Here is a 13,639-nt window from a genome sequence, read left to right on the forward strand (position 1 = left end):
ATACACCAATAATTCCGCGTCTGTGTAGCGGATTAAGGAGTATTCAGTAAGGAAAGAGATAGCATTTTAATGCGGCTTATCAACAACGTGAACCAAATCAACCAACCCTTCCCTCTGGTCTTAGGACCGCTACGCTAAACCTAAGGCCCATCCATATGCAAGAACATCTGCTCAGACTTCATTCATTGCAGTATTTTCCATATCTAAGGACCTGGGTGAGTGTTCTCGAACCTTTCTAAGTAGATAGTATGTCTATATAGACTTACTGTAGGTGTGCATTAGAGGTTTGCCCAGCTGGAATAGCTTTTATTGGGCGTTCGTACTCTTCTTCTAAAAAAATTGCTTCAAATAATTTTCTCGCTTTGGGTCCAAGATTATTTCATGATACTACGAAGGTTCCATATAGTCAATCCATGCATTTTCGTTTTTCTCTATGTCGGACTTGATTTGATTTTTTATTCTTTCTCTTGCACCACTTATTAGGTTAAGCCAAACTTCACCAGGGTTTTTCAGAATTTCAACAGATTTTATCTCACTAACTTTAATGGTTATTTTCTTATCCTCATTGTTTCGACCGAAACCTACATGTAGAGATAATGGTAATTTCTTATACATCACCATTTCGTCAAGCAATTTATATTTATCTATGTCAATGGTTGTTTTTGTAATAGTCTTTTCTTCTTTGTCAAATTCTGTTTTTGTTTCAGGAATCCGCTGTTTACTCACATTTTCTACATAATACAATTTTGAAGTTCCCGTTCGATATGAACCATAATTGTTTGGAGTAAACTGTCCAAATGAAAAGCTGTAAAGTTCAAGCTGTTTTACACCATCGTTATGCGCAAAGCAAAAGCCATGAGGTTTGTAATTGTATTCATAACCTCCGGCCCAAACGTTATTATACCTTCAACGGTATTACCGTCTTTTAACGTCACTTTACAAATAGCTTGAATTGCCGGTGCGCCAAGGTCGGCTTTTATGGTGCCAATAAGGGTCAAAGTCAGTAAAATAGTCGAGAGTATTTTTTTCATAAGTTTTTTAATACGAAGCCTCCTACGGGCTCTCTTTGCAAGGGCCTATTAGACAAGTTAATTCTATACTTTAAGAAAAATCATCGTAACCTATTCAGACTTTTTTGAGCTACTTATTTTTTCGTCGGGATCTTCTGTAGGTATTTCTCCATCGCCCTTTTTTTCATCTTCCTCTGTGGAGTTAAGCTCTGCAAGTGAATCAACGATGTCTGATTGGATTGGATTGCCCTTTCCTGTGATGAGCCAGTTCAGGCTATGCATATCCAGGTAATCAAACGCCGAAAAGAACTGATTCAAAATATCGAGATTAAGGTTTTTCCGGCCTGATTTGTATTCGGCAAATTCACTGAGGTCTATACCTGCTTTTTGGGCTACCTCGGTGTCATTTTGCATGTGATCGTACTCCCGCACCTGGTTGACCAGCATATAGAATCGGTGTTGTATCCTGTCTGTGCTTATCTCATTGGGTGATGCCGGTACATCGTGCATTTTGATTATATCTTGCGCGGCCTTTTTATAGCCCTCGTATTCGCTTTTCAGCTTGTCATATTCATGCCTGCTTACACTATCCTCCGCTTTTATATATATTTCCCCGGGTTCGTTGGCAAGGGGTCCTTCAAGATCATCACCAAACATGATATTTGCGTCTATGTTGTAGTGTTGGAATATTTTCCTCAGTTTGCTTACACCTATGTCGGAAGATCCTCTCAAAAATTTACTAAAGGTCCCACTCCCCAAGCCGCATTCTTTTTCTACACTATTGGCCGAAATATCTCTTTTTGCAAAGTATGAAGCAATTTCTTTATACCAATCTTCCGATTTACTGCTCATGTTTTTCTATTTTACTAGCCATATATTCCTATATGAATTTTGCAATTCGGAATATATGCCTTACATTCGTTTATAGTACCGACAAAATATGTCGAAAAATGTCGAAAAATGTATAACAAACCTATGGAAAATGGAGCTAAACGAGATTAAGCGATATATGAAACATGGGGACATGACCTTAATTGCGGAAATGTCCGGCTGCCACAGGCAAACAGTCGAAAATACGTTTAAAGGCAAGTTCATTAATAAAGTGGTGATACAATGCGCTCAGATCGTGGCTGAGAATCGAAAGAAAAAACTCGAAGAAATGTCGCAAAAAGATTATTTAGGTAAGGTCTTATGATCTGTGACGCACTCCTGGCTTCTTTAAGGGAGCGCTTCCCGAGCGCCTGGTTTAACCTCTGTGAAGCTTACCGGCAGTGGTTTAACTACGTCATCCGGCTGGAGGCCCGGCCTTCGGTCACGAGTTGTACAGGCAGGCGTGCTGCTGAATTTGATCAGGTTGATTTTTACGACACCCTTTCCATGTATATGACCAGTGGCATGCACGTGAAATGGGAAAGATCTTTGGTAGAGAGTTATAAGCCGCAGGCGAAAGTCTTTAACACCGTTTTGGCAATGCTTTTTTATTCTACCGAAAACGTTTTTAAGATAAATTGAAAGCCCTTACGGGTCCATACAATGGATAAAGTGTTTTTGTCAATGATGGTTTGCGCGTAACCCTTGTTTTCAAGTTTTGAACTAAGTACGAGTATTCCTTTTTGCTGCACGAGTATTTTATTGGCGAGCAGTCTTTTAGTAAGTAAGTGGGGCGACATGCCTAATACTTTGCAAACGGTTTCCGTAGTGTATAAGATATCCTGCATTTTGCCAAGATAGAAAAGTCAATGTTCTTGACAAATCAGTAGTGAAATCCGATTTCATTACCGGAGGAGATTAATGGTTATTTTTTGTAAAAAGTTGAATGATCTTATTTTAAAAAGGTCAATCCGGCACTTCTTATCCCTTATCGCTTCATGACTTAAAGTGTGATAGCCAACGGCGTGAACCAAATCAACTCTCGTAAACCATAAAGACCAAGCATTAACAAAAAGAAAGTATTTTCTAACTAAGTATGAGGCTTTAAAATCAGCATTAAAAATGCTGGCTATTTCGGCTTGGGATCACCGTTTGGTCCTCTTTGCAAAAAAGGACCAGTTCGGTTTTCAAAATGTGTTACCGACTCGCTTTTTGCTCCACCTCAGCGCCTCTCGTAAAGGACTCTGAGGTGGATAAAATTTAATCTAGCTTAATTCTTTGCCAGTTCCAGTTCTTTTAAAAAGCCCCACATTTTTTCATTTAACATTAAGCGTTTTTCTTTTGAAAATTTTCCATGACTACCTCCTTCAATGGTGATCAATTCCGTTTTAATGCGATTTATTTTCAGTTTTTCATAAAGAAGGACGGATTGTTCGTATGGAACAAGCGGGTCTTTGGTCCCATGAACAATGAATGTTGGAGGACTATTTTTATCCACGTAATACAATGGAGACACAGATTCGATAAATTCCCTGTTTTTATAACCATCGCCCAACCATCTTTTTACCGAACTACTACTCTGCGTCATTAACGTTAAGTCGGATGGTCCGTATCTATCAATAATTGCGGCAATTTTAATGTTAGCATCGTATGCACAGTTGGTATCAAACTTTCTGTTGTTACCCAATAAACCGGTCATAAGAGCCAAATGGCCTCCCGTAGAAGCTCCCATGACGACAATCTTGCTCGTATCAATATTGAATTCTTTGGCATGTTTACATAAATAAACCAGAGCACATCGAAGGTCTTCAATCGCTCCGGGAGCTGGAGAAACGTCTACCAGGCGGTATTCCACATTGGCAACAGCAAATCCTTCCTTAAAAAAATAGCCAAAACCAGTTTGAGACTCTTTAACACCATGGTTCCAGCCTCCTCCATGAATGTTAATAACAACCGGGGTAGGTTTTTCTGAAACGGGATTAGTATAGATATCCATACGACCTTCCCAATGACCTGTTTGGGTATAGATTAAGTCAACTTCAGCGTTGTAATGATCCGGGTATTTAACGGGTGTATAGGTTGTTTCCTGACACGATACATCAAGAAAGAATCCCAGCGTGAGTATTGTCAATAAAACAGGTCTTTTCATATGTAATTGAAGTTTTATGTTTTGCTAGCAGGTAAGGGTTAATGTAAAGTACGTTTTAATGAATTTCACGCTATGCTAGCAGCTTTATTTTTTGCCTTTAACCTCATCTTTGTTCTTAACAGGTTTCTCTAACCTATACCTGATGAACCGTTCATTTCCAATCTCTACTTCTTTATCCTCCTTGAACCCGAGGCGTAATATTCCCTTAATTCGCGTTCTTGTGGGAGGAAACAATACTGTCACAGAAGTTAATCCCAAGTTATCAAAGGCCCTGCTTATTATTTCTTTATATAAGACTTTGCCTATACCCCAGTAATCCGAATGCAACACCAATGCCAGGTCTGCTTCTCCGCTCTCGGGCTGTAATCCACCCCAGCCGGCAAACTGATCATTTACAATAAACGCCCACGGACCATAGCCATGTTCAGTCCAAAGCTGTTCTTTGGATGCTACAAATTTATCACAATCGCTTTCGCTAAAGTCACTTTGCAATAACGGCATTTGTCGTCTCACTAACGGATTGTTCATTAATTCAATAATGTCTGATTTTTCAATTTCCGCCAGTCTCTTAAATTCAATGTTCATCTTCTTATATTACGCTAACTACTAAACTACTACCTCTCACTTCAAGTGTTAGTAAGCATTTACAAATGACGTATAAACAGTACTTAAAGTTAGCATCCTTAGAAAAGCGACAAAAATCAGGTCCGAACCACGAATGTGATACTTTCTGAATTAAGTATGGAGCTTCTAAAACCCGTACAAAAAATGCTGACTATCCCGGTGTGGAATCACCGTTAGACCCTCTTTGCAAAAGAGGACCAGTTGGGTTTTTAAAATGTGTTATCGACTCGCTTTTTCTAATTTGTTATTAATTAATTCTTTTTCATTTTCCTTGGTGGCGAATTCAATGGCTTTGTTTAAATACTCCGTTTCTTTATCACTATTGTTATTCATATGGTAAAGTTCGGCTAACAGACAGAAGTAGTGATGGTTGTCTTTTAGTTCTAATTTATGGGCCTCTTGAATGGCTTCATCAACGGAATTTGCCCGTGCCAGGGCGTAGGTCCTATTCATAGCGATGACAGGTGAATAATCTATCGTAAGCAACTTATTATACAACTGCAATATGTTATTCCATTTTCCTTCGGTTTCTTCCGTATGCCAATAAGCGATTGCAGCTTCAAGATGGTACTTGCTTACACTATTTCCTACAGCAGAAAGGTTAAGGTACTTCCTGCCTTTTTGGATCAGGTCTTTGTTCCATTTTCTTTTATCCTGCTCATGATACAAAAGATCACCGTTTTCTCCCGATGTCCTTGCCTCTAACCGGGAGGCATGGAAACACATCAAGGCGATCAGGGCATATATTTTTTGCTTTGGAAAGATCTTTTGCTCAGACAGGAAAAGGCCGAGTCGTATGGCTTCCCAACACATTTCATACCGGACATTTTCTTCATTCTTACCGCTATAATACCCTTCATTAAACATTAAATAGATAACTCTTAGTACATTATCAAGCCTGTCGACGTATTGCTTTGAGGTAAGGTCCGTTTCAACCCGATCACGTTCTTTGATTACTTTTTTAGCTCTGTATAATTTTTTGTTGATAGTTTCTTTATTCGACAACAGTGCGCCGGCAATCTCTTCAATATTAAAACCACATAAAATTCTTAAGGCAATACAAAGCTGAGATTCAATCTTGAGTTTAGGGTCACAGAGCACAAATATCATATGAAGCTGACTGTCTTCAATTATTTTATCCGTAATTTCTGTGATGTTGAATTGCTGATTTCCAGCGCCTAATTCAGGGGTGATTTTTTCATCATAGATTTTTTTTCTCCGGTAATGTTCGTTCAACAGGTTCTGGGCGACTTTCCTGAGCCAGGCTTTTGGAAATTCAGGAATACCTTTATGCGACCAGGCTTTCAGGGCCCTCAGAAAAGTATCGGATACAATATCTTCCGCTAATTGCAGGTCGGTTAATCCATAATAATTGCTGAGTACAGCAATCAGGTTGCTGTACTCAGACTTAAATATCTCCGACAGTTGTTTGTCGTCCATAATAACTGTGTTTCCCAGTTAAACAGACACTACATTCCGTCAAGGATCATAATGTCTCTGACTTCTACTTTACCGCCGATACCTAATGCAGGGCAACCCTTACCCAGTTGGATGGCCTCTTCAATAGAATCTGCCGCCACGATAATAAAACCCCCAACAATCTCTTTGACTTCTGCATACGGACCGTCTGTAACGGACCCATCGGCATGCATGGTTTTTCCTTCAAAGCCAAGGGCTTCTCCCGGATTTTTAAGTTTACCTTGTGCACCAATTCCACCCATCCAATCCTGCCAGGCTTTGACCTCTTCCTGTAGTTGTTCCGGGGTAGGGTCAAGGTCCGGATTTGGTTCGCTGTGAAATAGCATCATAAAATTTTTCATGTCTTTTGTGTTTAATGAATAAAAAATAAGAATTCATATCCATAATGATCGGAAACCTGGAAATTGGACAACAATCTAATTTTTTTCTGTCTGTAACCAAAAAATTAACACGCTATGTAGTTGCTTCTGCTTTGTTTATTAACAGCTTACCACTAACTGGTGAGTAACAACAATATCGTTATCCTATATCTAAAATAGCCATAAGCGCATGTTTGGACTGATTTCCCCTTACAATTTGTTCGCTTTATGAACATTCATGATCATACTGGTTACACCCTCAAGGCTATAAAGCTCCCAACCTAAAAAAGTAAGGTGATACTTTCTGAATTAAATGTGGAGCTTCTGAAACCCGCATTAGAACTGCTGGCTATCTTGATGTGGAATTACCATTTGATCCTCTTTGCAAAAGAGGACAGTTGGGAGAACCTCAACCTGAGTCATTTGACTCAGGTCAGGCTCGATTATGATCTTTTCATTTATTTTCCGAGCAGTAAATCTTTTCTCTTAATTCGTTGATCTATTATTCTGTTGCACTAGGTAAGTATGGGCCCTTCTATCATATTAACCAGTTTGGCATCCAACTCTCCAAATTTCTCTCCCGGTTACTTCTGTTTTACTAGGAATTCTGAGAAGATAACACTGTTATTTATGGCTGACAGAAGAACCTTATGTATTTTCTCAAAACTTAAAATCTCAAAATTATGGTCTGTAATAATGTGCACCAAAAGCTAATGCTGCTATTAATTTTTTTATTACATTACATTGTTTCACATAAATACTGGAAATATAGATTATGAAGATTTTTAACTTTATTACTATTTGTACATTACTTTTATTGATTGCATGTAATTCTGAACAGAGTAAAGAAATCGATCCAAAGTTAAGCAATGCATTAATTGAAGAATACAAAGAGGCAACCAAGCAAGATAATATTGACGGCCTAATGAATCTGGTTTATTGGGAAAATGTCCAGGACGATGTCAAAGAGATGATGGTAAACACCTCTAACGCAGTACTGAAGCATGAATTTCTGTCTGCAGAAGTTGTACCAATGCCAGAGGACTTTGAGACTACCTATATTCGTAATGGTAATAAGTACGGTTTCAAAATAGAGCCATTTGCAAAGTTGATCGTTCAGTTCAATCCTGAGGCTGAAGTTCACCATATGAAAAAGAAAGAATATTTTGTGACCGAACTTAATGGAAAATATATTCTAACTACCGTAGCATTACTCGAAGAAAATGTGGAGTAAACATGAGAGGTGATAGTAGAATAAATGAGTTAATATTTTTTTACACCTGTTTTCGAACCAATTGATCATAACTAGTCAATAACAAGGATACCGTTATCAGATCACTAAAACAGCCATAAGTGCGTACCTGAGCTGATTCAACCACACTATTTGTTCGCTTTATAAATACTTACCAACAGATCGGTAAAACCTTCAAAAACCTAACTCCTAAATAAGGAGGAGGTGCTTTCTAAATAGGTATGGAGGTTTTAAAACCTGCATTAAAAATGCTGGCTACCACGGTATTTAATTACCATTTGATCCTCTTTGCGAAATAAGACCAGTTGGGGGCACTGCGGAGACGTAAAAGCGCAAAGTTTGTATAGACGTAGAAAGTCTCTCGGCGTCTTTGCGTCTCTGTGGTGAAAAAGTTAACTGAATGCAAAAAGGATGATTAGGGGAAAATCCCTGGCCTTTCTAAAGTAAAATCCATCATCCCTGTCAGTCCGTATTTACGGACAGTGTAAGCCTGGAAAGTGTGATAATCAGTCCCATCGTTCTACCGTGAGTGCGCCATGCACAGGCCCACGTCCTGGGCTTGGTCTATATTGTGGAAGAAAGGTACATCCATATCCAGTGTGAGGGTGACCTTACCCTCCACGGATGATAGCCCTGCCAGGACAAACTCCGCTCCCTTGTCTGTGGCGTAGCTGCGCAGGTAGGTGACAGCCATATAAAGCCAGGCCATGATGGCGGCTTCCATTATGGTTTTGAACACATTTGCTATGAAGGTTGGGGTAAAACCCTGTACCGAAAAACAAAAGAACTGGCTTTGATATGCTTCCGCCAGCTGGTCGAAAAAGAGTCCTGTCGTGAAGGTGCAGAGAGTGGTTTTAGGGAGTTTATTGGTGGTTGGTTTCTGGATGTTCGGGTGTCTTCCCCTTTTGTTAAAATAGCAGCGTGTTGATACACCATCAAGCAGGGTTCATTTCTTCTCAGTCATCCGGTACAACTGAGCGAGGCCTTTATTTGTTTGCAATGTAATGATAACGTATGCCTATTTGTATTCCATATAAGTGGCTACTAGCGCCATTAAATTGAGTGATTATCTCATTGCCATTTGCCAAGAAAGTGGTGTCAATACCTCGCTGAATGGATGTAGTATTCAATGAGCCTCCTGCAAAAACAGAAATATTGTTAAAGACCTTTCTCGAAAAAAATAAACGTATTTCATAACCGTATCCTTTAGAATCATGAGAAAAACTGAGAGGGTGCTGGAATATATCTATTAAGTTCCAATCTGCTTCAGCTCTATAGTCAACTGCATACCAGCTAAAAATCAAAGATGAATAGTATGCCTTACCTAATGAAATAGTTCCATCGATTATCATTTTTATTCCTTCAAGGTTCATTTGATAAGTGCTTTTTAAGTTCTGATTTTGGCTATCAAGAATATAAAATTTTTGTTCTTGCATATAGTACGAAACGGACGGAACAACATTGACTTTGGAAGAAATGCTAATAGGTATGCCAACCCCGGTAGTCAATGCTCTAAAATGACCTTTGTCGCTCTCAAAAGATTGATTAAAAGTTGGGTTTGTTCGATTATCTCCATCATAGTCTGTATCTAAACCCTTGCCGCTTATTACCCTATTGTGTTGATAACGGAGCGAAAATCTCAAATTCTTATGAGGAGTATAACTTGATGCCAATAAGTAGCCTAGTGAATGTATCTTATTGAATTGTAATTCTGACAAGACATTTGGCGACTTTCCTTCCAGGTTTCCCGCTATGGACCAACTTAGGTCTCTATTGTTAAATGCGGTACCTAGTTCCACAGAGAGTGTTTCTCTTTGAATTTGGCAGTAAAGAGGCGCTGGTAGAAGAAATAAAAACAAACTCAAGCAAAGAAGACTTTCCTTCATTTTACAAAAAAAGCGTAATTAAAAATGCATAATGTTTCATTGCAAAACATTATGCATTTTTAATGAAATTATTGATTTGTATCAGTTACATCAAAAATTATTTGGTAAGCGACAGCAGTTTGGAGGGTTAGGGTTGCCATTATTAAGTTGAGCTTGTAGCTGAAGTCTTTCACTTGCTGACATTATTGTATTATCAGGTTTAAATACGACTGGTGCAAGTTCTGCATATATATCAGATCGTGCTATATATGGTATATAAATGGAATTGGCCCATGATCTGTCTCCTCCCGAAAGTACATTTCCACCTGTCCATGTGGTACCATCCTTTCTTGTCATTACCGGTATACTCGGATTGATCGCAAAATCAAATGAGCCATACATCATCACTGAGTTGTAATCCAGAGGTCCCACGGCGTAGTAGTTCGTAGTACGCTTATTAAAGTTGTGACGGTTATCGCTAGGTACGTTAGACAAATTCAGGTTGATAAAACTATCCCTATCAAACCTGCTCTGCTCATGTAGCAATCCTATTGCATGCCCAATCTCGTGAATAGCTACTGCTACTGTTTGAAAAGCTGCAATATTTACCGCTTGCCTACCACCTATTCTTCCAACAAATGAGCTGTTTACGGTAGAGTTAACAAATTCAAGATAAGGATATGCAAATCCATAAACCGGGTCTACAGTAGGTTGACCTGTTGCATTATAGAATCGCACATTTGTATTAGCCTCCCAATGCTGAAGTGCCTGACGAATAATATTTCTCCGGTCAAAAGTCAAGGTAGGAGAATAGACAAATCTAACCATCGCCCACATATTAAACGGGGTAGGGTTTATACCAAACGCCCTGGGAACAGCCACATTATCTTCGCCTGCTTTGACTGGTATATTATATACCGGATGTATATTTCGAGTTTGACTGGCAGCCTCTGAAGGATCTTCAACGATAATGTCTCCGAACTCGTCTAATGCCTCAAGTTGTGTTTGAGATAGCATCAAATCTCCTTGCCAGTAAAAATTGTCACCTTTTTTTTCAACAATGGCACCTGATTTAAGGGTGATGAGGCCATCCTCATAAGACAAAAAATTCTCCTGGGAGCCTTCCTGATCATCTAAAGGTGTATCTCCCTCATTACAGGCAGAAAGGAAAAATAAGAGTGATAGACAGTAAAGAAAATAACGTAAATTTTTCATAACTTTTGTATTTAGTAAATTGAATTATTAGGGTGAATAATGTAAAATAAGTAATGCAAGAAAAAACTACCGGATACAGCATTGCCTTGCCTAACGGATGAATATTTTAGAGGTAGCGCTAACTACCAGTAGAAATATTCCGATTTGTCAAAATAGATCAATTGAGATCTTGATCCCTGATAACCAGCTCAAAATCAGTGAGCCCAAAACCGTTTTCTTCTAGGTTTTGATCTAGAATATTCCAGTTATCATTGGATATAGGTGATATTACCAATAAGGGGTCGGTAAATGAGTTAGACAATTCATAGAATTGAATTTCTGTGAAAGCGTCTGACGGTAGTGGATTGATTCCTATGTCGCCATAACTAAAGAGTAGTTTTGAATCGTTCCTAGTTACTTTTTTGGAACTATCGATTTCCATTCCAAGTGAAGTAGACTTGGTAAAGATTATCATTAGATCGGTAGCACTTTGGTTATTTACAAAGTAACGAGCAGAACCTGCCGGATCTACGATCAACTCGGCTTCATTTTTTTCATCTTCACATGAAAAAAAAAGTAAAGGCGCCATACAAATAATAGGAATTCTTAGTGGGGGTAAAATATCCATAATGTTTTGACTTTTGTAGTAAAAAGTTAACTAGTTATCTACTAGTTAAATATCCTTTATTGAATCTGATTTCTTCGTATAAGAAACCACATAAACTATTTATTTCTTTAAACAAAAATAAAGCGTAGTCGCTAATAATGAAATTTTTTTATAGAATAATAAATCAATCAAAAGTCATTCAGTAGTGGTCATAATGATCAATAAGAAGTCTTGAGTACTGACGCATAATAGGTTATGCATAGATGAAATAGTATCATTTTTTTTAAAAAAATTTCTTTCCGATTTATATGTCATTGCGGTCGGTACAGAATCATTTTCAGTCACATGAAAATCGTTCCAGGCCTAAGCAAAACCACTCCGGGCCGCCTGCCGCGCCTTTCCCCACACCAAAGGCTCGCAGTGTCGATCTTTAGTTATAATGAGGCTTGTCTTGAGCCGGTTTTATATGGATAAGAGATAAACTACCTACCGGTCGTTATTGCGAACCCCGAGCGTAGGCCTGAGGGTAGCGTGAAGCAATCTCCTTATCGTGTGTCGGGAGTGTTCTATTCTATGCTTACCGATCTGGGAGGGTTCCTTCCTTTTTCTTAGGGCCTCATCGCCATACCGGTTAGGTACACAGGTAGGTTTGGAGCAGTAAAGGCTCAGCCAATACCTTGAGCGGGGAGACTGCCGCGCCTTTCCCTACGCATGGCCCATCAAAAGGCTCGCAGTATCGATCCGTAGTTATAATTAAGCTTGTCTTAAGCCAGTTTGATATGAATACCGATAAACGAGGGGATAAGATCGCAACACAGCCAGACTAATACTATAGCCAGGGTGGAAAGATTGAAAAACCTGTAAAGTTTGTTATGCCCATTTTGATATAGCCTAAATCTACTTTATACCCACCGGGTGGATGCCCTGCGCCAAGAATAGGTCACAGAACATCCCACGACCAGCGTGTGTATTCACACAGATGCTAAAACGTTGAAATCTGCTTCTTCATCCTCATCTACAATCCTCTACGAAAGACTTTGAGTAAGGTACAAAAGCATCGGGCAGAGAGCTTTCACCACCGGCTGTGCCCGATATTTTTCTGACAACGTTTTGGAATATCATGTTGCTCAATAAGTTAGAAATAATTAACTATATGTTAGAAATAAATAACACTAAGATGAAAAGAAGAAAAATTGACTCATTCTGGTTTTTAGCATCTGCTGTAGTTCTGACACTTCTGGCTTACTGGCTGTATAGTACGTTGCAACCACTCCACCTTTGGGCTTATGTCTTGCTTGGGGCACTAGCGGTAATTGCAGGTTTCCAGTTGTATTTTGGTATTGAAGCCTTTAAAAATGAAAAGTTAGGCCTTGAGCCTCATGATGAGCTTTCGAAACGGATCAAAGAAAGAGCTGCGGCGAAGGCGTTTAAATTCTCAATTTTAATGTGGCTTTTTGCTTTGATATTTTTCATTGACCTGGTCCCTATCGAATCATTTAGGGTAGTGAAAATGGTGGTTGCTTTTGGTATGTTGGGGATGGTACTTATCTATTTGATTACTTGGTTTTACCTTTCGAAGGCAGGAATTCACAATGAAAACGAGAATTAAGGAACTTCGTGCCAGGGATAACCTTACACAGGTTGATCTTGCTCGAAAAGTTGGTGTTCGCAGAGAAACAATTGTATTCCTGGAAAAGGGAAAATACAATCCTTCTTTGAAAATGGCTTATGACATTTCCAGGGTGTTTAAAATGAAGATTGAGGATGTTTTCATCCTGGACCAGGTCTAAGTTTGGGGAAAATGGAATAGGTTGGACTGTAGCCAAGCTAATGCTATGGCCAAAATAGAAAAATTGAAACACCTGTAAAGTTTGCTGTGTCCATTGGGTTACTCACCGGGCGGACGCCCAAGCCTATGGTAGATCGTAGGTTATTCTATTACCGGCTTGAAATAAATAATTGTTTCATATTCCTCAATCGAGGGGGAGATACTTTCTAAATAGGTATGGAGGTTTTAAAACCCGCATTAAAAATGCTGGCTACCTCGGTATGAAATTCCCGTTTGATCCTCTTTGCAAAAGAGGACCAGTGTGGGTCAAGTTAATTGAATGTAAGTATAATTTCGAAATAGGTTTCAGTTTTGGTCTATGCCTGCCATTGGTAAGTAAAAACTGATCAGGAAGGTGTAAAAACTAATTTTTGTTAGTGTACTTTTTTGGTTTGTATTAGG

The 13,639-nt window shown here is 38.9% G+C and carries 17 protein-coding genes; 5 read left to right on the forward strand and 12 right to left on the reverse strand.

Annotated elements, in window-relative coordinates; genetic code table 11:
• Positions 1–387 precede the first annotated feature (387 nt).
• The 3 genes from FNH22_RS13205 to FNH22_RS13215 form a co-directional block, all read right to left on the reverse strand.
• On the reverse strand, positions 388–726 hold the full coding sequence (locus tag FNH22_RS13205; protein ID WP_143398863.1) for a hypothetical protein: 339 nt from the start codon (positions 724–726) through the stop codon (positions 388–390).
• Positions 727–824: 98 nt separating this feature from the next.
• Positions 825–1,031: a hypothetical protein gene (locus FNH22_RS13210; RefSeq protein WP_143398864.1), complete on the reverse strand. Its 207-nt coding sequence runs from the start codon at positions 1,029–1,031 to the stop codon at positions 825–827.
• A 90-nt stretch (positions 1,032–1,121) separates the two neighbouring features.
• On the reverse strand, positions 1,122–1,862 hold the full coding sequence (locus FNH22_RS13215; RefSeq protein ID WP_143398865.1) for a hypothetical protein: 741 nt from the start codon (positions 1,860–1,862) through the stop codon (positions 1,122–1,124).
• 130 nt (positions 1,863–1,992) lie between these two features.
• Between FNH22_RS13215 and FNH22_RS13220 the strand changes: the two genes are divergently transcribed.
• Together FNH22_RS13220 and FNH22_RS13225 are read left to right on the forward strand one after the other, a co-directional pair.
• Positions 1,993–2,205, forward strand: coding sequence for a hypothetical protein (locus FNH22_RS13220; protein WP_143398866.1), 213 nt, complete (start codon positions 1,993–1,995; stop codon positions 2,203–2,205).
• Entirely contained in the window at positions 2,202–2,522 is a 321-nt protein-coding gene (locus FNH22_RS13225; RefSeq protein ID WP_143398867.1) for a hypothetical protein, read from the forward strand. Before FNH22_RS13220 ends, FNH22_RS13225 begins: the two co-directional genes overlap by 4 nt.
• On the opposite strand, the gene FNH22_RS32905 is transcribed toward FNH22_RS13225, so the two are convergent.
• From FNH22_RS32905 to FNH22_RS13250, 5 genes are all read right to left on the reverse strand, one after another.
• Positions 2,489–2,728 (reverse strand): phage antirepressor KilAC domain-containing protein, encoded by a 240-nt coding sequence (locus tag FNH22_RS32905; RefSeq protein ID WP_143398868.1) that lies wholly within the window; start codon positions 2,726–2,728, stop codon positions 2,489–2,491. The two genes, FNH22_RS13225 and FNH22_RS32905, sit on opposite strands and share 34 nt — an antisense overlap.
• 422 nt (positions 2,729–3,150) lie before the next feature.
• Positions 3,151–4,029, reverse strand: a complete 879-nt coding sequence (locus FNH22_RS13235; protein ID WP_143398869.1) for an alpha/beta hydrolase — start codon at positions 4,027–4,029, stop codon at positions 3,151–3,153.
• Between the two features lie 84 nt (positions 4,030–4,113).
• Positions 4,114–4,614, reverse strand: a complete 501-nt coding sequence (locus FNH22_RS13240; RefSeq protein WP_143398870.1) for a GNAT family N-acetyltransferase — start codon at positions 4,612–4,614, stop codon at positions 4,114–4,116.
• A gap of 258 nt (positions 4,615–4,872) precedes the next feature.
• On the reverse strand, positions 4,873–6,093 hold the full coding sequence (locus FNH22_RS13245) for an RNA polymerase sigma factor (protein ID WP_143398871.1): 1,221 nt from the start codon (positions 6,091–6,093) through the stop codon (positions 4,873–4,875).
• A gap of 29 nt (positions 6,094–6,122) precedes the next feature.
• The gene (locus FNH22_RS13250; RefSeq protein ID WP_143398872.1) at positions 6,123–6,473 is read right to left on the reverse strand and encodes a YciI family protein; all 351 of its coding nucleotides are present in this window, start codon (positions 6,471–6,473) and stop codon (positions 6,123–6,125) included.
• Positions 6,474–7,266: 793 nt separating this feature from the next.
• Here FNH22_RS13250 and FNH22_RS13255 point away from each other — a divergent pair.
• A complete protein-coding gene (locus FNH22_RS13255; RefSeq protein WP_143398873.1) occupies positions 7,267–7,725 on the forward strand; it encodes a hypothetical protein in 459 nt (152 codons plus the stop codon).
• A gap of 538 nt (positions 7,726–8,263) precedes the next feature.
• Here FNH22_RS13255 and FNH22_RS13260 read toward each other — a convergent pair.
• The 4 genes from FNH22_RS13260 to FNH22_RS13275 all read right to left on the reverse strand — a co-directional run bounded on the left by FNH22_RS13260 (position 8,264) and on the right by FNH22_RS13275 (position 11,430).
• Complete coding sequence (locus tag FNH22_RS13260) at positions 8,264–8,467, reverse strand: hypothetical protein (RefSeq protein WP_143398874.1); 204 nt, start codon at positions 8,465–8,467, stop codon at positions 8,264–8,266.
• 262 nt (positions 8,468–8,729) lie between these two features.
• The gene (locus FNH22_RS13265) at positions 8,730–9,542 is read right to left on the reverse strand and encodes a hypothetical protein (protein WP_143398875.1); all 813 of its coding nucleotides are present in this window, start codon (positions 9,540–9,542) and stop codon (positions 8,730–8,732) included.
• Between the two features lie 177 nt (positions 9,543–9,719).
• Positions 9,720–10,823 carry a M12 family metallopeptidase gene (locus FNH22_RS13270; RefSeq protein ID WP_143398876.1) on the reverse strand — a complete coding sequence of 368 codons (1,104 nt, stop codon included), beginning with the start codon at positions 10,821–10,823 and terminating at the stop codon, positions 9,720–9,722.
• A 157-nt stretch (positions 10,824–10,980) separates the two neighbouring features.
• On the reverse strand, positions 10,981–11,430 hold the full coding sequence (locus FNH22_RS13275) for a hypothetical protein (RefSeq protein ID WP_143398877.1): 450 nt from the start codon (positions 11,428–11,430) through the stop codon (positions 10,981–10,983).
• A 1,156-nt stretch (positions 11,431–12,586) separates the two neighbouring features.
• Here FNH22_RS13275 and FNH22_RS13280 point away from each other — a divergent pair.
• Positions 12,587–13,018: a DUF2178 domain-containing protein gene (locus FNH22_RS13280; RefSeq protein WP_143398878.1), complete on the forward strand. Its 432-nt coding sequence runs from the start codon at positions 12,587–12,589 to the stop codon at positions 13,016–13,018.
• On the forward strand, positions 13,002–13,199 hold the full coding sequence (locus FNH22_RS13285; protein WP_143398879.1) for a helix-turn-helix transcriptional regulator: 198 nt from the start codon (positions 13,002–13,004) through the stop codon (positions 13,197–13,199). The genes FNH22_RS13280 and FNH22_RS13285 overlap by 17 nt, the downstream gene beginning before the upstream one ends.
• Positions 13,200–13,639 lie beyond the last annotated feature (440 nt).

Source organism: Fulvivirga sp. M361, from assembly GCF_007097395.1.
In the GTDB taxonomy this organism is placed as follows: domain Bacteria; phylum Bacteroidota; class Bacteroidia; order Cytophagales; family Cyclobacteriaceae; genus Fulvivirga.